Below are 22,192 nucleotides of genomic sequence, written 5' to 3' on the forward strand. Positions count from 1 at the left end.
ACAAAATGGACCGTTTTAAACGGGCTAATGGGGTCATTTCAATAGAAACGGGCAACAACACGGATTTGTGTAGAGAAATACTCGGATATTTAAACGCGTTTGGGGGAACAGCAAAACTATAATAATAAGGAATTTAAATTATGTAAGCGCAATCATTTTCTGTATTTGCTTGTCATCACAATACAATTGAGGAGGACGAATTGGATGGCTCAAAGGAAAGGCGCATGGCAAAAGGGAACTTTGACCGCCGCGTTGGCAGCAATGCTGGCGATGACGGGCACGACTGGAGGAGTGGCTGCGGAAGACTTATCCGAACCCACGCTGCAGGCAGAATCAGCAATCGCAGTAGAACAAAACCGTAGTGGCAGCATTCAGCTGGAAAAGCTGGATCGCGGTCTGGTAGCTGCGGCGACGCAAGAGGGTGTATTTTTAAGCTGGCGGTTATTGGCCCAGGAAGTGAATGGCTACAGTTCAACAGGGCTGACAGGAGCGGACTTTAACGTATACCGTGATGGCAAGAAAATCGCGACGGTGACGGATAGCACCAATTATCTGGATAAGGAAGGAAACGGAAATGCGGTGTACAGGGTCGCTTCAGTCGTTAAAGGGAAAGAAAAGGATCGCAGTGCCAAAGTGAAGCCATGGCAGCAGGGTTATTATGAGCTTCCTCTGCAAAAGCCTGCTGATAGCGTAACACCCGCAGGTGAATCCTATACTTATTCGGCCAACGATATGAGTGTGGGGGATGTGGACGGAGACGGCCAATATGAATTTTTTGTAAAATGGGACCCATCCAACTCCAAAGATGTATCTCAGAAGGGGTATACCGGAAATACGTATGTCGATGCGTATACGTTCGAGGGCAAGCTGCTGTATCGGATTGACCTCGGTGTGAATATTCGCTCAGGTGCCCATTATACACAGATGATGGTGTATGATTTTGACGGCGATGGCAAAGCCGAGCTGATGTTCAAGACCGCCCCGGGGACCAAAACGATTACTTTTGACAAGAAGGGCAAGCCCAAAAAAGAAAAATATATTACCCTGCCCCGTGAGGATCGCAAAGCTGGAATTACACATAAGGACGATTATCGTTTGAGTCGTACGGATTATTATGAGCATGTAGTGAATATGTTCATGAACTGGACGAAGCATGAAGAAGTGGTCAAGGGGCAGTGGCCTGCTACGCTGGAGGAATGCTTTGGTATTGCTCCAAAGTATAGCTACCCGTTATCCCGAAAGGATGCGGAAAGCCTGACGGATTACTTTATGGATGTGTATGCTCCTGCGCGGAGCGACAAAAACAAGCTGAGAGAATATGAAGGTTTCATTGTGGATGGACCGGAGTATTTGACCATTTTTAAAGGGAAAACGGGTACTGATCTGGAGACGATTCGCTATGAGCCAGAGCGCCATGATGACGGTCTTATGTGGGGAGATTACGCCATGGCCCGAATTGAACCTGCTAACCGTGTGGATCGTTTTCTGGCAGGAGTAGCGTACCTGGATGGACGCAAACCATACGCCGTATTTGCACGCGGCTATTATACTCGCTCCACCTTAGTCACTTATACGTGGGATGGTCGCCATCTCCAAAAACATTGGATGGTGGACAGTGGCTGGGCACCGATGACCAATCCGTTTAATGATAGTCCGCATGGACGGGATGGAACGGACCGGAAATTCGGCACCTTGACTACACAAGGAGCACATTCGCTGAGTGCCGCAGATGTGGATGGAGACGGCAAAGACGAAATTGTATATGGCTCCGCCACGATCGACCATGATGGCAGCCTGTTGTACAGCTCGTTTGATGTTATGCCTCCTGAAAGCGCAATTCCGGGCCAAACCGCCAGATTGGGACACGGTGACGCGCTGCATGTGACTGATATTGACCCTGATCGGCCAGGAAAAGAAATCTTTATGGTGCATGAAGGCGGCACCTATGCCCCTTATGGTTATTCGCTGCGGGATGCCAAAACGGGTGAAGTCATCTACGGTGGGTATTCCGGTAAGGATACAGGTCGGGGGATGGTCGGTGACATAGACCCGGATCAGCGAGGACTGGAGACTTGGGCCATAGGCTTGTGGACCGCTGCGGGCAAACAATTGGATACCAAGATGCCGGGTACCAATATGAGTATCAAATGGGCGGCTGATATGACCACACAAATCGTGAACGGGGCGATCGACGTAACCCCAACCATTGAAGATTGGAAACGAGGCACATTACTCACCGCAGCAGGTACCAAAACGAACAATTATACCAAAGGAACGCCATCGTTGGTCGCTGATATTTTCGGAGATTGGCGCGAGGAAATGCTTGTCCGTACAGCGGATAGCTCGGCGATCCGTATCTATTTGAGCACCGAGCCTACAACGCATAAATTGTACACATTGATGCATGACCCGCAGTATCGTGCGGATGTGGCGCGTCAAAATACTGGCTATAACCAGCCGTCCTACACGAGCTTTTACTTTGCATCCGATATGAATTGGGCGAACGTGCCGATTCCCAAGCTCTATACACCAAGAGCCTTGATGAATGAAGAGAGCAGTGACGAAGCGGATGAGGTAGAGGCAACGGAGGTAGATGAAAAAGAAGTCGATGAAACGAAAGTTGATGGAACAAAAGTCGATGGGGCAGAAATAGATGAGAAGGAAATAGAGGGAGAGTCAGCGGTCCCTGTAGTTCCTGTAGTTCCAGCAGAGGATCTATAAACGATTAGCCGGAGACTAAAACTGTAGCACCCCATCCATTAGTTAATAGACTTAGTAAAATGGCAAGCCTCTAAATCATCAGAGGCTTGCCATTTTGTATTCTTAAAGTTTAAGAGTATAGACGATTCTATCCATGGTTGGTGTTTCTGGTTTTAGAACATCTCTAAAATAGCAAATTTGCTGAAAGTAGCGGAGAGAACGGAACGATTGCGAAAAAGCGTCAGCGGTCGCCTTTGTATCCGGATTTTTACCACTAAGCTATTCAATAAAATCCGGATACAACAGCGATTGGAGCAACGTTCCGTTCGCGGAGCGTCGCCAGACCCCCTTTTTTACTTTTCTATTTGTAAAGGAGTCGATTCTCTAAATATCGGCTCAGTTCTGATATGCGTAATCTGATAAGGCCTGGAAGAATCTTTGACCCGCGCCAATAGCATCTCAGCCGCCATAATCCCCATTTCGTTGTTGTAAATATGCACGGTGGATAAATGAGGCTCTACAATCCGGGATTCAGGAGCGTTATCAAACCCAAACACAGCAATATCTTCGGGAATTTTCAAGTTTTTGTTTTTGAGCGCTTTCATGACACTGACGGCGATAAAATCATTGGCGCATACGAACGCAGATGGAAGCACGCTCATGCCCTCCAATTGTTTATCCATCCAATCCGATTCGGAGAAAAAATTTCGGTCCTGATCAACGATGCAGCAAGATAAATCCACACTTTGGCCTGCTTCGATTAAAGCACGGTTATATCCAACCCACCGCTCGTTGAAGCTTTTGCAATGTTTATAATCCCCAACAAAACCGATCCGCGTAAATCCACGATCAATCAGGCTTTTGGTAACAGAATAAACGCTATGTTCGTTTTCCATCAACAATAAATCCGCTTTCAAATCAGGACAAAAAATGTCCACCGAGCAATCAATAAAGATTGTAGGCAGTCCCAAACTCGTAACGAGTTCACTATACTGAGGATCGAACATTTCAATACAAATGATTCCGTCAACCTTAGAGGCTTCAAAATTATTAGGCAGTGTTCCCGCTTGGATTTCGTTTTCCCGCACAATATGAATCGACAAATTATACCCTTCTGCACTTATTCTTTTTTCCAGCCCACTGATCAGAAAGGAGCCAAAATGCGAGCTGTTCGGCAGATTGCATGTAAACAGGGCAATGTTACCTTGGTTCTTAGGGATGATACTGTCTGTTTCCACATAGGCAAATTGCTTATATTTGAGCTCGATCGCTTTTTTAATGACTTTGTTCCGAGTATCAACCGGGATGCTCTCACTACCGTTAATGGCTTTGGATGCGGTGTTTCGGGAGATTCCCAAAGCGTCAGCAATGTCTTGAATGGTGACTTTTTCTTTCTTCATAGACAGGTTCCACCTTCACTTAATAAATGGATTGCCTGAGAGGTACAGTTGCCTCTGCCAGCTTTCCGTTCAGACCTAAAATGTATCCTAAATGTATAATAGTTCGCATAAAATAGCAATGTTGAGATTACAAATGTATAAAATATTTTTACATTTGTAAAGTTTATTTAATAGCCTGTATTTATCTTTATCAGATCGAAAAATGAACTGAAATTCAAATTTGTATAAGCTGGATAAAAAAATGCTCATTGAAACAGAGAGGGTACATTAGGGCCGAATAAGTGAAGCGGTCATTGTTAATGGGGAACTTTCAGATTTGGATCATAGGGGATGATTATTTTTGTTTTTGTTACAAAAGCTCAGAATGACAATAATATTTTGGTCAAATGTAAATAAAATATTTTACAAAAGTTATTGACGAATGATAATTTGATTTGGTAAATTGGAGATGAAAAATGTAAGCCTTTTCAGTTGTCTTGTACAGACGGTTATTACAGATGGGGGGAACGCACATGGCAAACTTGGCTAAGGCAGCTCAGAGACATGCCGCACTGGGGGAGCAAAGGTCCATTCGCAGCAAGCTAGACTATATTCGCAAAAACTATTTTCTTTACGTACTGCTGGCGCCTGCACTGATTCTTACGATTCTTTTTAAGTATGTTCCGATGTATGGGGCCATTATTGCATTCAAGGATTTTAGCCCGCTTAAAGGGATATGGGGAAGTGACTGGGTTGGACTAAAATACTTCACTAAATTTTTAGAATCACCCAATTTTACAGATATCTTCTTCAATACGCTGAAACTGAGCTTCTATGGACTTGTACTCGGGTTTCCTGTACCAATCCTGTTAGCGGTCATGCTGAATCAAATCCGCAAGGCGGGATTGAAAAAGAATATCCAGCTTGTGTTGTACGCCCCTAATTTTATTTCGGTCGTTGTCATTGTGGGAATGCTGTTTATTTTCTTGTCTCCGACCGGACCTTTGAATCAAATCATTGCATCGGTGACCGGCAACCCTGTGATCTTTATGACAGAGCCTGAATATTTTCGCTGGATTTATATTCTGTCTGGAATTTGGCAGGGGGCGGGGTGGTCTTCAATCATTTATGTAGCTGCGCTCGCTAATGTTGATCCCGAGCTGCATAATGCAGCAAGTCTGGACGGAGCCAACCTGCTTCAGCGCATATGGCATATTGATTTGCCGACGATTAAACCGATTATGGCGATTGTTTTTATCCTGGCAGCAGGAGGAATCATGTCGATTGGGTTTGAGAAGGCGTATCTTATGCAGACATCCATGAATTTGCCTACTTCTGAAATTATTCCTACCTATGTGTATAAAGTCGGCTTGCAATCCGGCAATTATGCTTATTCTGCGGCGGTCGGGCTGTTTAATTCGGTGATTAATGTGGTTTTGCTGCTGACCGTTAACTTTATCGTCAAGAAGCTCAATGAGGGAGAAGGGCTTTATTAGGAAAGGAGCCTCTTTATGCATGTCAAACATTCCAATCTGGACCGCTTCATCCTAGGTGTGAATTACATTGTGCTCACTTTAGCTGTTTTGATTATTGTAGTTCCCTTGGGTTATATCGTGATTGCTTCGTTTATGGACCCGACCGTTTTGTTAAGCAAAGGGCTATCCTTCCGTATTTCGGATTGGAGTGTGGAGGGATATCGGAAAATTTTGTCCAACCCGGCGATGCTCCGTGGGTTTGCCAATTCGGTGTTCTATTCTTCATGCTTTGCCTTGATCTCTGTGACGGTTTCGATTTGCGCTGGCTATGCCTTATCGGTGAACAGCTTGGTAGGGCGGAATTTCTTTATGACATTGTTTATCATCACCATGTTTTTCAGTGGAGGTCTGATTCCAACCTATTTGTTGGTCAAAAATTTAGGGATGCTGGATACCGTATGGGCTATTCTTCTTCCCGGTGCAATCAATGTGTGGGATCTGATTTTGGCACGAACGTTCTTTAAAGGTGTACCTAATGAATTAAAAGAGGCCGCCAACGTGGACGGAGCCTCGGACTGGACGATATTTTTTAGAATTGTCCTGCCGCTGTCCAAACCCATTATTTTTGTCATTGCGCTATATGCCTTTGTTGGTCAGTGGAATTCTTATTTTGATGCCATGATTTATCTGGATAATGCACAGCTGCATCCGCTTCAATTGGTGCTGAGATCGATCCTGATCCAAAACCAGACGATGCCTGGCATGATTAGTGATCAATTAGCAATGGCGGAACTGAAACGTCTTTCGGAAATGATCAAATATTCATCGATTGTCATCTCCAGTCTTCCACTGCTTGTGATGTATCCCTTTTTCCAAAAGTATTTTGAAAAGGGCGTTATGGTCGGCTCTTTAAAATAACAGATGCCGCACACTTCATTTGCTATATGTGCTTTTTACCATTATCCGATGGAGGTCATCCAGATGAAAACAGTCAAAACTGCCTCATTTGCCGCACTGGCGGCGATCTTAGTTCTTTCCGGCTGCGGCAGCAGCAATTCTTCTAATGAGAGCGATGCAACAGATGTGAATGGAAAAGTGACGCTCAACTTTATAACCCAAAGCTCTCCACTCGCTCCGGCAGACCCGAACGACAAGCTGATCAACAAACGGCTGGAAGAAAAAACGGGCATTCATATTCGTTGGAAGAACTTTACCAGTGACCAGTTTGTGGAAAAAAGGAATCTGGCTATTGCCAGCGGCGATTTGCCGGATGCAGTGTTCGACGCGGGCTACTCGGATTATGACTTGCTCAAGCTAGCCAAAGACGGTGTCATTATTCCGGTGGAGGATTTGATTGAACAGCATATGCCGAATTTTAAAAAGGTATTGGAGCAATCCCCAGAATATAAAGCGATGTTGACTGCGCCGGATGGACATATTTATTCCTTTCCGTGGATTGAAGAATTGGGGACAGGAAAAGAAGCGATCCAGTCCGTGGATGATTTGCCGTGGATTAATGTGGAGTGGCTGAACAAGCTGGGCTTGTCCATGCCAACAACGACCGAAGAGCTGAAGCAGGTCCTAATTGCCTTTAAAACAAAGGACCCCAACGGCAACGGGCAGGCGGATGAGATTCCATTATCGTTTATCGATAAGCCTGGCGGCGAGGATTTGGCCTTTTTATACGGGTCCTTTGGGCTGGGAGAGAACTGGGATCACACAGTAGTGACGAACGATGGAAAAGTCGTATTTACAGCAGCGGATAACGGATATAAGGAAGCCGTCAAATATATTCATGATTTATACAAGGAAGGGCTGGTGGACATAGAGTCCTCCCAGCAGGATTGGAACACTTATCTGGCCAAAGGGAAGGATCACCGCTATGGTCTGTACTTTACATGGGATAAGGCCAATATTACAGGCCCGAATAAAAAATACGATCTCATGCCGCCGCTGGCTGGACCGGATGGACATGTGAATGTTACACGGACGAATGGCATCGGCTTCGATCGCGGGCGCATGGTGATCACCAGTGCTAATAAGAAGCTGGAAGCGACCGCCAAGTGGATTGACCAGCTGTATGATCCGATCCAGTCTATACAGAACAACTGGGGAACTTACGGGGATACCAAGCAGAAGAATATTTTTGAGTATGATACGGCAAAGGGAATGCTGAAGCATCTGCCGCTGGAAGGCTCGGCTCCGGTGGAAATCAGACAAAAGACGAACATTGGCGGACCGTTAGCTGTATTGGATGAATACTACGGAAAATACACAACCCAGCCAGAAGATGCCACATGGCGATTGGGTTTGCTCAAAAAGGTGATGGTTCCGCATATGCAAGCGGATCAGAATTATCCTAAAGTATTTTTCTCTATCGATGAGCTGGATCGTTTATCGACCATTGAAACCGATCTATTCGCCTATGTTCTTCGTAAACGTACGGAATGGTATCAGAACGGCAAGGTCGAAGAGGAGTGGCCGGAATATTTGCAGGAACTGAACAGTCTGGGATTACAGGAATGGCTGCAAATCAAACAAGCGGGTTATGACAGAAGCACAAGTAAATGAATCTTTTTTCGAGGGAGATGAGTATATGAACGTGATTAGGCAAGAGAAATACCGCCCATCCTATCACTTTTCACCAAAAAGCGGATGGATGAATGATCCGAATGGAATGGTTTATTATGAAGGACGCTATCATTTGTTTTATCAGCATCACCCATTTGGCACCACATGGGGAGCTATGCATTGGGGGCATGCTGTCAGCACTGATTTGATGAATTGGGAGGAGCAGCCAATTGCCTTGGAGCCGGATGAGCTAGGAACGATTTTTTCCGGGAGCGCTGTAGTGGATGAACAGGATACATCCGGATTTTTTGGCGGCAAGCCGGGCTTGGTAGCCATTTTCACTCATCATCATTCATTTCCAGACATGGATCAGACACGGCAGTACCAGAGCCTTGCGTATAGTAAAGATTCAGGTGAAAGCTGGATTAAATATGCGGACAACCCGGTACTGGAGGATGAGCACTGCGTTGATTTTCGGGACCCGAAAGTGTTTTGGCATAAGTCTACAGAGCAGTGGGTGATGGTGCTGGCCTGCGGTCAGACGATTCGAATCTATCATTCTCCGAATCTGAAGGAATGGACTTTTGCCAGTGAATTTGGACACGGTATTGGTAGTCATGATGCGGTGTGGGAATGCCCGGATTTATTTCCGCTATATGTTGATGAGAAACGCGAACAGGTGAAGTGGGTCATGCTCGTAAGCATTGGCGATACCCCGGGGATTCGGGAAGGGTCCAGAACACAGTATTTTACAGGTGAATTTGATGGAACAACATTTGTGGCAGATGCGGAAAGTGAAAAAGTCCGCTGGCTCGATTATGGCAGAGATAACTACGCAGGTGTGTGTTGGTCGGATATCCCGGCAGAGGATGGACGACGCCTGTTTATGGGCTGGATGAGCAACTGGAGATATGCCAATCAGACACCGACGGAGCGCTGGAGAGGTGCCATGTCCATTCCGCGAGAACTCGCACTGGAAACGAGAAAGGGCACAGTTGCGCTTGTTCAGCGCCCTGTTCGGGAGCTGGAGGGATTAAGAACCCCTGTCCTGTCACTCACAGAACCATCTTGGGAGGAAGTGCGAAACGCATTGTCTGCTTTGCAGCTGGATTGCTACGAACTTGTGGCTGAATTTGCAACCACTGGAGACTTTGGCTTTAAAGTGCGGGTATCGGATGAACAAGAAACACTCGTCGGGTATACTTCTGCCACGCAGGAGGTATACGTGGACCGGAAACGGTCAGGTCGCTCGGATTTTCATGAAGACTTTGCAGGCAAACATGGAGCCTCATTAACAATCTTACCGGATCGCATGGACATCCGTATCTATGTAGATCGCTCGTCTATCGAAGTGTTTTTCGATCGCGGACAGGTAGCCATTACCGATTTAATATTTCCTGATGCAGAAGCTAAGGGTCTTGAAATATTCTCAGCGGAAGAGCAGGTAACTGTATTTTCACTGGAGCTTTATGCGCTGAAATGAGATTTTCTTCGTAATCCGTACTGGAGGGTAGGAAATTGGCGATGAGAATAGAGCTCACAAACACGCGCACGAATTTGACGAACTGGCAGATTAAAGGGCAGGGACACATAGAAAATAACATCCAGGGACTTTTGTTGAGGTCAGAGCCACAGGAAAATGTGATGGCTATGTCTGGAACTACATCGCAGGATTTTACTTTTGAAGCGGATGTGATGGTCACAGACATACAGGCAGACGCTACCCTAGTATTCCGTTCCAGTGAGGATGGATGGTCTTCCTATATGCTTCAAATCGTGCCAGCTGCCGGATTATTACGGTTGCGCGATGCTGCCGGGGATATCGAAAGACTCAAAGAGGAACGGCAGGTAAAATTACAAAAAGGAGATATTTATCATCTCAAGGTGAAGGTAGAAGGCTCGCGTCTTAAAGTGTACTGGGATGAAGGGTATAGCCCGATTATAGATGTGGTCGATACGACGTACGCATCAGGATATTTGGGACTGAATGTCTGGAATGGGTCGGCATTATTTCAGAACATTCAAGTCAGTGATATGGATACGAATGTAGATGAACCGTTCTTGATCCGTGGAAAATGGCAACCGGACCTCAAAGGGCAAAAAGCTGAGGGAACAAGTTCTGAAGGAGCATTGAAAATATTTAGTACGACAGCTGCCGATCTGGTCATGGAAGGTAGTGTGACGCTGAATCCTTCTGAACCGGGAATGGAAGCAGGGCTATTTTTCAGAGGGAATCCGAAGGGTACAGAGGGATATGTTGCTTCTGTGCAACGTGAGGATCAGCAGGTTCAGGTACATCTGAGAAAGGCGAATGGAGCGTTGGTTACAAGCTCTGTCATGGTGTATCCGAATACATCGGGCAGTAAATATAGTCTGGAAATCATCGCATATGGAGAGCGAATTCGCGTGTTTGTAGATGGCTACACGCCTGCGGCGATTGACATCGTGGATAACAGTTACTCCAGTGGTTTTATAGGTATGAAGGCAACTGGGGGTACGGCTTATTTTCAGGATATCTACCTTACCTCCGTCTCGAATTACTATACAGAAAAATATCGCCCGCAGTATCATTATTCCCCTGCCAGAGGCTCGGCCAGCGATCCGAACGGATTGGTATATTTCGAGGGAGAATATCATCTATTTCATCAGGATGGTGGACAATGGGCACATGCGGTCAGTCTGGATTTGCTGGATTGGAAAAGGCTTCCCTTGGCATTAAAGTGGAATGATTTGGGCCATATCTGGTCCGGCTCGGCTGTAGCTGATCTCACCAATACTTCCGGCTTGTTCAGCGACTATGGCGGAAAAGGGCTGATTGCATATTACACCTCCTATAATCCCGATCAGCCCAAGGGAAACCAGAGAATTGGCCTTGCTTACAGCACAGACCGGGGACGGACATGGCAATACCCCGAAAACAATTCAATTGTAATTGAGAATCCGGGCCAAAATGAAAACGATCCTGGCAACTGGGATTTTCGTGATCCGAAAGTGGTATGGGATGAAGCGCATCAGCGCTGGATTATGGTCGTGTCGGGAGGTGACCATATCCGCTTCTTTACCTCCGCCAACCTATTAGATTGGAGCTGGACGGATAACTTTGGCTATGGTGATTATATACGGGGCGGGGTATGGGAGTGCCCAGATCTATTCCCGCTCGCGGTAGACAAGAGCAACACCTCTAAATGGGTGCTAATGATTAGTACTGGAGCCAGCACGAACACTCAAGGCTCGGATGCGGAATATTTTATCGGTGAACTGACATCTGATGGCAAATTTCAAAATGATCTTCCGCCGGGGAAGGTGTTGAAAACCGATTGGGGCAAGGAATTCTATGCCTCGATGTCCTTCTCCAATGTACTCGGCGGGCGGCGTATCATGCTGGCATGGATGACGAATTGGGACTACCCTTTCAGCTTCCCAACTTCACCCTGGAAGGGGCAGTTTAGCATCCCAAGAGAGTTATCGCTAAAAACAACCCATGAAGGCATCCGCTTAATACAGCATCCGATATCCGAACTGACTTCGCTACGTTCTCATTTATTTTCGCTAGAACATGCAAGTATCACGGAATCTTCTCCGAATATACTGGAAGGCTTGAAAGCGGGTGCCTATGAAATTGAAGCGGAGTTCGAATTCCCTTCCGTTGGGATGGCATCGACTTTTGGGTTTTACGTACGGGAAGGCGGTGAGCAAAGAACGGTAGTCGGCTATAAAACAGATGTACAACACATGTTTGTAAATCGTGCTGAATCAGGGCTTACTGATTTCTCTCCTCTATTTTCAACGCTTCATGAAGCATCGCTGGCACCGGTCGGGAATCGAATTCAAATGCGTATATTTGTGGACGAATCCTCAGTCGAGGTGTTTGGTAACCGTGGAGAAGTCGTATTTTCTGATATCATTTTTCCAGATTCGGCGCGTAGAGGGATGAGCTTCTATGCTCAAGGTGGTGAGGTGAAAATTGTTTCTCTTCATGTGTATGCGCTACACAATAGCTGGAGGGTTACAGAGGTTTCACCCATCAGACTGATCATGGATTACACTCAGCTGGAGCTTGCGGAAGGACAGTCGAAACGTCTGTATGCGAGTGTGGAGGATCATTCCGGGAGAAAAGAACATTTGCTGAATTGGGAATCCAGCAACCCCGCAGTCGTCAAGGTGATCTCGTCAAATGAAGGCTACGCGATCACGGAGGCACTTTCCCCTGGAGAAGCCGTAGTTACAGCCTCCATTTCGGGAGATACGGTAAGAGCAAGTACCTCTGTCACTGTGCATGGCGGGAAGTTTTATACCAACCTTTCAGGTTGGGTGCCGGATGTCTCCGCATCCCGCTGGATGGTGACGACGGATGGTATGCGCGGAAGCTATATTAGCGATGCGAATTATATGGCTTCTGAGCAGGCGAAAGATTTTACGTATGAGGCTGATATGAAGCTGTATGGAAATGGGAGCGCTGGGTCCATGATTTTTCGTGCCAATGCTGACGGGGCGAGTGGCTATTATTTGAATTTGGACCCGAACATGAAATCCATTCGTCTTTTTTATAAAAAAGAGGGGCGATTTGAGGAGCAGCAAGTGCTGGCCAAGGTTCCAAGATTTGTACTGCCGGGAGTAACCTATCATATTAAAATCCAAGCAGAGGGATTACGCCTTCGTATAGAGATTGATAACGAACAGGTAATGGACTTGGAAGATGATACATTTGCCGAAGGGCATTTTGGTATCAATGTATTTGGAGGGCAGGCTTTTTACCAACATGTAAGGGTCAAGGAAAGTTAACTTGAATTTCTTATGTCAGAAGGAGAGCTGTATTTTACGAGCTCTCTTTTTTGCGTCTTTTTTAGCCGGAGCCTGCAATTTGCTGGTTAAACGAAAACCTTTAGGAGGGTATAATAAAATATAGTGCTATATCAAGTGCGTATACATGGTGTTACAGCAGATTTGGATTCATACAACCATTAGATGCTGATCTGGAAGGACGGCTAGGGGCCATTGGAGGAATGCTTGTGGGGATGATGTTCTCTTTTCTAAAAAAATATCGGGTTCCAGCCATCGCGGCGCTCGTGATGATGTTGCTGGAATTGACGGTAGAGTTATCGCAGCCGTATTTGATCTCCAAAATCATAGATGAGGGCATTCGGCAGCAGGATTTGCCTGTCGTCTGGTTATGGGGCGGTGTACTGGTGGGCAGTGCCGTTATCGCTTTTATGGCAGGGATATCGAGCTCCTTTTTTGCTTCACATGCAAGTCAGGGTTTTGGCTATGATGTGCGGGAAAAGCTGTATCAAAAGGTGCAATCCTTTTCTTATCCGGTGTTCAAACGGTTTGCTACTTCGTCGCTGATTACTCGCCTGACGGGAGATGTCACGCAAGTACAAGATACGGTGTTTATGAGCCTGCGATTTATGACACGGGTTCCGTTGGTGGTCATCGGCAGTATTATAATGGCCCTGGTTGTACATTTTAGGCTTGGGCTGTTACTGGCGGTTATGGCCCCAGTGCTGTTCGTATTTGTGCTGGTAATGATGCGGAGGACTGTCACTTTGTTTAAAAGTGTCCAGCGGCGCTTGGATGACGTTAATGGAGTAATCCAGGAGAATCTGACAGGTATTCGGCTTATTCGGGTTTTTGTGCGGATGCGACATGAAATTGAACGTTTTGCTCATTACGGAAGTGAATTGATGAAAGGGACGGTGTCCGCTCTACGCTGGACAGAAACGACGATGCCGTTCATTTTGTTTACGATGAATGCAGGGATTATTGCAGTACTTTGGTTTGGGCGCGGCCAAATTTCCACTGGAGATGCCAGTGTAGGACAGGTGGTTGCAGTCGTTAATTATTCCCTGCGGACGATTGGAGCTTTGTCTGCTTTATCCGGTATCGTTGTGGTATTTTCCCGGGCTACTGCATCTACAGGGCGGATTCGAGAGGTTTTGGAAACACCTAATGAAGAGGGGAGAGAGCTGAAGGGTGTTCCAACACAGGATACACGGATTGAGGGACAGGTGGAAATGGATCGGGTGAGCTTTCATTATCCGGGCAGTGATTTGGCTGTATTAAAGGACATATCCTTTAAGGCACGACCGGGTGAGCGAATCGCTATTATGGGAGCTACTGGTTCGGGCAAATCCTCACTTGTACAGTTGATTACACGTCTGTATGAAGAAGATGCAGGTCATGTACGCTTTGACGGAAAGGACGCTCGTCAAATGGATGGCTCCATACTACGTGAGGCGATTGGCTATGTCCCCCAAGAGGTGCTGTTATTTACCGGCTCGATTCGGGATAATATTGCCTGGGGGCTGGAGCATGCCAGTCTGGAGCAGATTCAGGAAGCCGCGCGCATGGCACAAATCCATCCTATGATTGAACGCTTGCCGCAAGGCTATGACACCATGCTCGGACAGCGTGGTGTTAATCTGTCCGGCGGACAGAAGCAGCGGCTGTCGATTGCCCGCGCACTGGTGCGCCAGCCGGCAGTGCTGATTCTGGACGACAGCACAAGTGCGCTGGATGTGGGAACGGAAACCGCATTGCTGAATGCACTCGATGGCCTGTCTTGTACGACATTTCTCATTACGCAGAAGATCAGTTCAACTGCATCAGCAGATCAGATTTTACTGCTGGATGAAGGGCGCCTGATCGCAAGTGGAAACCATGATCATCTCATGGATAGCTCAGAACTGTATCGACGTATCTATGAATCACAATACGGAAAGGAGGAGTCGCATGCTCAAGGAACTCATTGAACCGTTCCGTCAGCCTACGCCGGAATCCGGTGTGCTGCGAAACCCGGCTGGCGCTGAAGGACGACGCAAGGCCAAAGCGAAGAACTGGTCTGGCACGGTAGGGCGAATATGGGCTTATCTGGCCCGTCGCAAGGCCAAGCTAATGCTGGTCCTGTTCATGGTGTTGCTCAGCTCCGGGCTGTCGCTGTTGGCTCCATATCTGGTCGGTGTAGCGGTGGATGATTTTCTCGAAGGGCCGGGTGGACGCACGTGGATTTATTTTCTCATAGGTTTAGGGGCTGTGTATCTACTGAACTCGCTGACCTCCTGGCTGCAAAATATCTGGATGATCGAGATTGCCCAAGAGACGGTGTACCGCATGCGTTTCGATCTGTTTTCACATTTGCATCGACTCCCCATTCCTTTCTACGGCAAACGTCAGCAGGGAGAGATCATGAGTCGTCTGACCAATGATATCGAAAATGTCAGTTCTACGCTGAACAGCTCGGCTATTCAGATTTTTTCAGCCATATTGACGCTAATCGGTACACTCACTGTGATGCTGTGGTTAAGCCCGCTGATGACCCTGCTAACCTTTATCGTGGTGCCGTTAATGGCAGCCGGGATGCGCTGGATTACACGCCGCACCGGGCCTTTATATAAGGAACGGCAGAAGAACTTGGGCGAACTGAACGGATACATTGAAGAAACGCTGTCCGGTCAGCAGATTATCAAGGCATTTTCACAGGAGAAGAGAGTCATCCGTGGTTTTCGTGAGCGTAATGACCGTATTCGGCTGTCGGGTTTCTGGGCACAAACGATTTCAGGCTTTATCCCCAAGCTGATGAACGGACTGAATAATCTCAGCTTTGCTATTGTAGCAGGGATCGGCGGGATTTTAGCCATTCGCGGCTCGATTACGATAGGGACGATTATTGTATTTGTAGAATATGCTCGTCAGTTCACTAGACCGCTGAACGATTTGGCTAACCAGTGGAATACACTGTTGTCCGCCATTGCCGGAGCTGAGCGCGTATTTGAAATATTGGACGAAGACGAAGAGTCCAAGGATGAACGCGGCGCAGTAAAGGTGAAGCATGTGGAGGGAGCTGTACAGTTTACGGATGTTTTCTTCGGTTATGATGAGGGAAACGCTACGCTGGAAGCCATCTCTTTTGAAGCTAAACCTGGTGAAATGATCGCGCTCGTCGGCCCGACCGGGGCAGGAAAAACGACACTGATCCAGCTCCTTTCCAGATTCTATAGCCCAGACAAGGGAACGATTACGCTGGACGGGCGTGACATTACGACCATAGAGCGTGAAAGCTTGCGCTCCCGTATGGCGTTTGTGCTACAGGACACCTTCCTGTTTCAGGGGACCATTCGTGAAAATATCCGCTTCGGCAGGCTGGATGCCACTGATGAGGAGGTTGAACAAGCATCGAAACTGGCCAACGCCCACTCCTTTATCATGCGGATGAAGGACGGGTACGACAAGGTGCTGGAAGCGAACGGTAGCGGCATCAGTCAAGGGCAAAAGCAGTTGCTGGCGATTGCTCGTGCGATTTTGGCCAACCCTTCTATCCTGGTGCTCGACGAGGCGACCAGCAGCATTGACACCATCACCGAGATGAAAATTCAAGAAGGACTGGAACGGCTCATGCAGGGGCGAACAAGTTTCGTTATTGCACATCGGTTGAATACCATTCGTCAGGCTGACCGGATTTTGGTCTTAAAGGACGGTCGTTTGGAGGAGCAAGGTTCTCATGAGGAGTTGCTGGCTCACAAAGGCTTTTACAGTAATTTATATTATGGTCAGTTGAGAAAACAAAGCTCATAAGCTGGCTTGATCAACAGACTTACAGGCATACTTAAAAAGGGCTACCGTGGGGTGGCCTTTAAGTATGCCTTTTTATAGGTATGTATAATTAAAGACTTTACATAGATATTGCACAATCCGTATTTGTGATCAGAGACGTTTGAAATTGAGATACTTACTGATTTCACATTTAATTAGTATACCCATACCCCGTATATGTATGTTAACATGGGCGTGCAACAATAAAATTTCGCCTCAAAGGAGAGAGATCCTCATGAAAGTCGCCATCATGCTTTTCGATGGAATCACAGCATTAGATGCCATAGGTCCATATGATGTATTTGCTGCTACACTGAAATGTGAAGTGAAGTTTGTCGCTAAGAAAAAAGGGTTAGTCAAACTGGACTCAAACATGGGCTATTTGCATGCCGATTATAGTTTTTCTGAAGTACCTTCAGCTGACATTCTTGTTATTCCAGGTTGCAGTCCGCCAAATTATAAAACTCCAATGAATGACGAAGAAACATTAAATTGGATTCGCCAAATACATGAAACTACAAAATGGACCACATCGGTTTGTAATGGCTCTCTGATTTTAAGCGCCGCAGGCTTGTTAAATGGAACCATAGCCACAAGTCATTGGGGTTCCTTAGACCTGCTCCAATCTCTTGGAGCCATTCCAACAGATGAGCGAGTGGTCCGTCAGGGCAAAATCGTTACAGCAGCTGGTGTCTCCTCTGGTATTGACATGGCACTCCAGCTCATCGCATGGGAACTGGGAGAAGATATGAGTAAGGGAGTCCAATTGATTTTGGAATATGATCCTCAGCCTCCGTTTGACACGGGTTCACCCCAGAAAGCACCTGCTATATTGGTAGAACAAATAAGAGGTATGCTGCAAGAGTTTGCAAAACGGGAGCCTTATGTGTAAGTCCTGCATTAGGTTCTGTATTTTTATTTACAAAGCCCCCTAATTCAACTAATATGGTTTACACATAGTAAAGGATTGCAAAGTGTAAACCATTGGAGGGGGTTACAAACATGAGCAGCTTACCTAAGTCTGCTACATTTCCGCTTTTCATTTTGATGCTGAATCTGTTTATTGCTTTATTGGGTCAAGGCATGGTGATTCCCATTCTGCCTGAATATTTGAAACAATTTAATGCGGCAGGAGCTGCTGCGGGGTATCTTATTGCCGCTTTTGGAGCAGCACAGTTTATTTTTTCACCTCTAGGTGGACAGCTATCGGATAGATACGGGCGTAAATCAATGATCATCACCGGTCTGTTTTTAACCGTCATTTCGGATCTCATGTTTGCTGTATCTACGACATTGCCCCTTCTATATATTGCTCGGTTTATTGGAGGGATAGGTATTGGATTAATGGTTCCTTCCAATATGGCCTATGTCGCTGATATTACCACTCCTGAAACTCGCGCTAAAGGAATGGGGTACTTGGGTGCTTCCATGAATTTGGGGATGGTGCTTGGTCCGGGGTTAGGCGGTATGATCGCTGAGTTGGGCATTAGGGTGCCTTATTTTTTTGCTGGTGGACTTGGACTTGTAGCAACGCTGCTTAGCTTATATATGCCAGAGACACTGCCCAAGGAACAACGAAAACCCGTTGGCCAACGGGTCCGTAGGGAGCCGATTCGAAAGCAAATTCTGAATTCATTTCGAACGTCCTATTTTCGTTATCTTCTCCTCATATTGATCATGACATTAGGCTTGATGAATTACGAAACGGTGTATGCTCTTTTTGTGGAACGAAAATACGGTTTTGATGCCACTAAAATCTCAATGATCATTACGGTTGGTGCCATAATAGGCATCGTGGTGCAGGTATGGCTGCTTGATTACCTCATCAAGAGACTTGGCGAGATGAAGCTTATACGCCTCTCTTTGATCATGACAGCCACTGCTTTACTGTTCATGCTTATTAAGATCAATTTAGGTTATCTGCTGTTGGTATCGGCTCTGTTCTTTGCTTTTAATGCCTTCTTAAGGCCCACAGTAAGTACAATGATTGCCAACTCGGCTGGAGATCGTCAAGGATATGCCGCCGGACTGAATACGACGTATACCAGCCTAGGCAGTATATTGGGGCCTATTTTAGCGGGTTTGTTGTTTGACAAACACATTCATATTCCTTATATTTTTGGTGCATTAATCCTTGCATCTGCCCTTTTCTTAACCTTTCAAACATCAAAAAATGAGAAACGGATGGTTGCTAATGACTGAGAACTGGCACCAGAACTTGAAAAACAAAAATCGGGAAGAACTCATTGCGGCTGCGAAGGAACTTTTTATGAAGCAGAGCTTTCTCAAAGTGAATATTAAGGATGTATGCCATGTGGCTGGTGTAAGCCGGGTTACATTCTATAAGCATTTTCAGTCCATGAATGAAATAGTTTTTGAGGTCCAAATGGAGATCCTTGAGAGCATGACTGAATTTGTTAGAAGAGCACCTACAGCCGAAATGAATGGTAAGCAGATGCTTACTTCGATGCTTGATGCATGGATTGATTATGCTGGGCAACATCCAAATTTCATCAAGTTTATTCTGTTATTCGACCTGCATTACGAAGCTTATGATTCAAATGAAGAACTCAAAGAACGATATAAACATTTTGTTAACCAAGGAAAGGAACGACATTTTCTGATAGATGCTCTGGAAGCTGGAATCCAAGATGGATCCTTAAAGTCGGATGCTGAACCGCTAAAGACTGCGCATTTTATCTTCACGTCTATGATGGCGTTACTCCAGAAAATGAGTTTGACTCCCAAGGAAGATTGGAATGGCGAATCTCAGGATGTACAAATGGCTAACCGATTTGTAGGGATGCTGGTTCAGTATTTAAGTTCAGAAAGTGATGAATCCTCTATTTAAGACAGGTGGACGCCATAGAACAACAAGGGTCAGTCTGCTAAACTGTGAAAATAGAACGGGTACATATACTTTGCCATATTAGCCTGATTTATTTTGCGGAGGTGCGGGGATGAACGGAAGTCTGTTTGAGCCAGGACTGCTGGACGGGGATTATATTCCCCGTTTTTTTGCTTACTATTACAAGCAATGGCGTGACTATACGATGTCTTACCACGATCATCATTCCACTGAAATTATGTATATGATTTCTGGCTTGTGCAGGATAGATGTACAAACCGGAAAGAATACGGAAGAAAGCATTACGCTGCGCAAAGGCGAGTTTATTATGCTGGATGCAGGCGTCCCGCATCGGTTGGTGGTGGAAGGAGAACAACCGTGCCGGATGCTGAATGTAGAGTTTGGCTTTAAGGAAGGGGTGAGGGTAGGACCATCTATCCAACAAATAGCAGCGGAGGAGCAGGAAGTCACAGCCTTTATGTCGCGTCCATTCCCATATCTGGTGCTATCAGACCCGGAAGAGGTATATTATGCGCTCAAAAGTCTCGTGCTGGAGCTGGATCAACGTAAAGAACAGCCGGGTGCCATGGCAGAAATGCTTTTTATGCAATTGCTTGTACGAATTGCACGTTTACGGGAAGAGGCAGAGCGCAGCAATACGCAGCAAACGGATATGTACGTCAAGCGATGCATTGAATTTCTCCATCTGAACTATGACCGGGATATTGCAGTCAAGGACATGGCCGCAGCCGTCAATCTGCACCCAGGGTATTTGCATCGAATTTTCAAAAAACATACGGGGCTAACGCTTACCGCGTATTTAACGATGCTGCGAATGGACAAGGCCTGTATGCTGCTTCAGCAAACGGACATTCCCATTCAGGAAATTGCCGATTATGTTGGCGTCGCCAGCAGACAGTATTTCCACATGTTGTTTAAAAAGCACACAGGCAAAACTCCTGTTGAATACCGCACCGCCGTCGAGCGCGATGTGAGGAATTATGCGGAGGAGGGTGGAAGCTAAAAAAGAAGCCTCTGAACCATTACCGATTTAGGTCGGTATGAATTCAGAGGTCGTGTGATTTCAAGCACTATAAAACGTATCGGGCTTCTTGAGAGCTAAAGTTTGGATCATTTTTCGAGCCACATATTTTCCATCTGTTCAAGCGATCTCCCCTTGGTTTCGGGAACCTTGCGCCATATAAAGACTACGACGAACAACGAGATGGCTCCGAATATCCAGAAGGTATTGGACGGACCAGCTGAACTCAGCAGAGGGGGGAATGCCTGGGAGACCAGATAATCGCCGGCCCATAATGCCATCGAAGCAATGGCGACAGCTTTGCCGCGAATGCGGTTCGGAAAGATCTCCGAGATCATGACCCATACGATTGGCCCAAGTGATATAGCGTAGGAGGCCACGTAGATCAATATCATGATGAGCACGAGCGGTCCAGTGGTTAGACCCATTTTGAATGCGGCTCCAATAATGATCAAGCAGAGGGTCATCAGCGAAGTACCGATCATTAGTAGAACTTTTCGTCCCGCTTTGTCGATCAGCCATACGGATACGATGGTAAACAACACATTGATCAACCCGATCCAGATGGTCTGGGTCAAAGAAGCGTCCGTACCGAGCCCCATTCCTTTAAAGATGACCGGTGCATAATACAAAATGGCATTGATGCCGGTAATATGCTGCATAATGGCGAGCATGATACCGATAAAGAGAGCGACCCGAATACCGGGAGCGAACAATTGTTTCAATGAGTCATTCTCATTTTTGAACGATTCCTTGATATCAAGTACTTCCTGTTTAGCGGCTTCTTCACCGTGAATTTTCAGCAGAATTGGCAGCGCTTCATAAGGCCGATTCTTTTTGATAAGCCATCTCGGGCTTTCGGGTATGAAGAGCATCAGGAGCATAAAGATCAGTCCCGGAACAGCTCCCACTCCGAACATCCAGCGCCAGGCTGTTGAGACACCCCAGGCTTCATCCCCCAGGCTGACGATCCACGAATTCTGAAAATAAACGAGGAAAATACCCGTTACGATCGCCAGCTGATTTAAAGCAACCAAACGGCCACGGTATTTGGCGGGAGCGATCTCCGCGTTATACACCGGACAAATGGTGGAAGTGATTCCTATGCCGACGCCGCCGATCATACGAAAGATAACATACCCGGTGAACGTATCTTGAATTGCAGAGCAGATCGAGCCGATGACAAATAAAAATCCGGCGGCCAGCAATACCTTTTTTCTGCCGATCCTTTCACTCATGTAGCCGGAGAGAGCCGCACCCGTGATGCTCCCTACAATCAGACTCGACACCGCCCAACCGACCTGAAATTCGCTCAGCGAAAAACGCTGCTGTAGGAATTCAACTGCTCCCGAAACTACCGCGATATCAAAACCGAACAGTATGCCTCCAAGCGCAGCTACGATGGATACCAACGTCACAAAAAGCATATTGGGTTTTTCTGATTGAAGCGCTTTCTGTTGAGCGCTTTCATTATGGATGATTACTCCCATATGATCATCTCCCCTCCAGATTCCTAGAACCTCATTCCGTTCTTCGAGGAGAAGTATAACATGCGCTTATAAAAGAAAGGCCGGTGATCGTCTTCAAT

General features: G+C 46.5%; 14 protein-coding genes. 12 read left to right on the plus strand and 2 right to left on the minus strand.

Annotated features, from left to right (window positions below):
- The first annotated feature begins 204 nt into the window (after positions 1-204).
- Positions 205-2,721, plus strand: a complete 2,517-nt coding sequence (locus tag G9G57_RS06250; RefSeq protein ID WP_016821414.1) for a rhamnogalacturonan lyase — start codon at positions 205-207, stop codon at positions 2,719-2,721.
- A 332-nt stretch (positions 2,722-3,053) separates the two neighbouring features.
- Here G9G57_RS06250 and G9G57_RS06255 read toward each other — a convergent pair whose 3' ends face one another.
- On the minus strand, positions 3,054-4,100 hold the full coding sequence (locus G9G57_RS06255; protein WP_016821413.1) for a substrate-binding domain-containing protein: 1,047 nt from the start codon (positions 4,098-4,100) through the stop codon (positions 3,054-3,056).
- Between the two features lie 512 nt (positions 4,101-4,612).
- On the opposite strand from G9G57_RS06255, the gene G9G57_RS06260 reads away from it, so the two are divergent.
- The 11 genes from G9G57_RS06260 (at position 4,613) to G9G57_RS06310 (ending at position 20,586) form a co-directional block, all read left to right on the plus strand.
- Positions 4,613-5,575 (plus strand): ABC transporter permease, encoded by a 963-nt coding sequence (locus G9G57_RS06260; RefSeq protein ID WP_016821412.1) that lies wholly within the window; start codon positions 4,613-4,615, stop codon positions 5,573-5,575.
- Positions 5,576-5,590: 15 nt separating this feature from the next.
- Positions 5,591-6,472: a carbohydrate ABC transporter permease gene (locus G9G57_RS06265; protein WP_013369666.1), complete on the plus strand. Its 882-nt coding sequence runs from the start codon at positions 5,591-5,593 to the stop codon at positions 6,470-6,472.
- A gap of 63 nt (positions 6,473-6,535) precedes the next feature.
- A complete protein-coding gene (locus G9G57_RS06270; protein ID WP_044786392.1) occupies positions 6,536-8,125 on the plus strand; it encodes an ABC transporter substrate-binding protein in 1,590 nt (529 codons plus the stop codon).
- Between the two features lie 25 nt (positions 8,126-8,150).
- Entirely contained in the window at positions 8,151-9,608 is a 1,458-nt protein-coding gene (locus G9G57_RS06275; protein ID WP_044786487.1) for a glycoside hydrolase family 32 protein, read from the plus strand.
- A gap of 41 nt (positions 9,609-9,649) precedes the next feature.
- Positions 9,650-12,907: a GH32 C-terminal domain-containing protein gene (locus tag G9G57_RS06280; protein WP_164964825.1), complete on the plus strand. Its 3,258-nt coding sequence runs from the start codon at positions 9,650-9,652 to the stop codon at positions 12,905-12,907.
- 233 nt (positions 12,908-13,140) lie between these two features.
- Positions 13,141-14,877 (plus strand): ABC transporter ATP-binding protein, encoded by a 1,737-nt coding sequence (locus tag G9G57_RS06285; RefSeq protein WP_080902285.1) that lies wholly within the window; start codon positions 13,141-13,143, stop codon positions 14,875-14,877.
- Entirely contained in the window at positions 14,858-16,696 is a 1,839-nt protein-coding gene (locus G9G57_RS06290) for an ABC transporter ATP-binding protein (RefSeq protein ID WP_164964672.1), read from the plus strand. The genes G9G57_RS06285 and G9G57_RS06290 overlap by 20 nt, the downstream gene beginning before the upstream one ends.
- 253 nt (positions 16,697-16,949) lie before the next feature.
- On the plus strand, positions 16,950-17,606 hold the full coding sequence (locus G9G57_RS06295) for a DJ-1/PfpI family protein (RefSeq protein WP_031463013.1): 657 nt from the start codon (positions 16,950-16,952) through the stop codon (positions 17,604-17,606).
- A gap of 110 nt (positions 17,607-17,716) precedes the next feature.
- On the plus strand, positions 17,717-18,916 hold the full coding sequence (locus G9G57_RS06300) for an MFS transporter (RefSeq protein ID WP_019686305.1): 1,200 nt from the start codon (positions 17,717-17,719) through the stop codon (positions 18,914-18,916).
- Complete coding sequence (locus tag G9G57_RS06305) at positions 18,909-19,565, plus strand: TetR/AcrR family transcriptional regulator (protein WP_019686306.1); 657 nt, start codon at positions 18,909-18,911, stop codon at positions 19,563-19,565. Before G9G57_RS06300 ends, G9G57_RS06305 begins: the two co-directional genes overlap by 8 nt.
- A gap of 109 nt (positions 19,566-19,674) precedes the next feature.
- A complete protein-coding gene (locus G9G57_RS06310; RefSeq protein WP_019686307.1) occupies positions 19,675-20,586 on the plus strand; it encodes an AraC family transcriptional regulator in 912 nt (303 codons plus the stop codon).
- A gap of 107 nt (positions 20,587-20,693) precedes the next feature.
- Here G9G57_RS06310 and G9G57_RS06315 read toward each other — a convergent pair whose 3' ends face one another.
- Positions 20,694-22,094, minus strand: coding sequence for a sugar porter family MFS transporter (locus G9G57_RS06315; RefSeq protein WP_016821403.1), 1,401 nt, complete (start codon positions 22,092-22,094; stop codon positions 20,694-20,696).
- Positions 22,095-22,192 lie beyond the last annotated feature (98 nt).

It is taken from the genome of Paenibacillus sp. EKM211P, from assembly GCF_011066175.1.
Lineage (GTDB): Bacteria > Bacillota > Bacilli > Paenibacillales > Paenibacillaceae > Paenibacillus > Paenibacillus polymyxa.

What these genes read in the sequence shown, in the direction of transcription:
- G9G57_RS06250 (WP_016821414.1), top strand. Translation starts at nt 205, where the DNA reads ATGGCTCAAAGGAAAGGCGCATGGCAAAAGGGAACTTTGACCGCCGCG.
- G9G57_RS06285 (WP_080902285.1), top strand. Translation starts at nt 13,141, where the DNA reads ATGATGTTCTCTTTTCTAAAAAAATATCGGGTTCCAGCCATCGCGGCG.
- G9G57_RS06305 (WP_019686306.1), top strand. Translation starts at nt 18,909, where the DNA reads ATGACTGAGAACTGGCACCAGAACTTGAAAAACAAAAATCGGGAAGAA.
- G9G57_RS06265 (WP_013369666.1), top strand. Translation starts at nt 5,591, where the DNA reads ATGCATGTCAAACATTCCAATCTGGACCGCTTCATCCTAGGTGTGAAT.
- G9G57_RS06255 (WP_016821413.1), bottom strand. Translation starts at nt 4,100, where the DNA reads ATGAAGAAAGAAAAAGTCACCATTCAAGACATTGCTGACGCTTTGGGA.
- G9G57_RS06300 (WP_019686305.1), top strand. Translation starts at nt 17,717, where the DNA reads ATGAGCAGCTTACCTAAGTCTGCTACATTTCCGCTTTTCATTTTGATG.
- G9G57_RS06310 (WP_019686307.1), top strand. Translation starts at nt 19,675, where the DNA reads ATGAACGGAAGTCTGTTTGAGCCAGGACTGCTGGACGGGGATTATATT.
- G9G57_RS06260 (WP_016821412.1), top strand. Translation starts at nt 4,613, where the DNA reads ATGGCAAACTTGGCTAAGGCAGCTCAGAGACATGCCGCACTGGGGGAG.
- G9G57_RS06290 (WP_164964672.1), top strand. Translation starts at nt 14,858, where the DNA reads ATGCTCAAGGAACTCATTGAACCGTTCCGTCAGCCTACGCCGGAATCC.
- G9G57_RS06295 (WP_031463013.1), top strand. Translation starts at nt 16,950, where the DNA reads ATGAAAGTCGCCATCATGCTTTTCGATGGAATCACAGCATTAGATGCC.
- G9G57_RS06270 (WP_044786392.1), top strand. Translation starts at nt 6,536, where the DNA reads ATGAAAACAGTCAAAACTGCCTCATTTGCCGCACTGGCGGCGATCTTA.
- G9G57_RS06315 (WP_016821403.1), bottom strand. Translation starts at nt 22,094, where the DNA reads ATGGGAGTAATCATCCATAATGAAAGCGCTCAACAGAAAGCGCTTCAA.
- G9G57_RS06280 (WP_164964825.1), top strand. Translation starts at nt 9,650, where the DNA reads ATGAGAATAGAGCTCACAAACACGCGCACGAATTTGACGAACTGGCAG.
- G9G57_RS06275 (WP_044786487.1), top strand. Translation starts at nt 8,151, where the DNA reads ATGAACGTGATTAGGCAAGAGAAATACCGCCCATCCTATCACTTTTCA.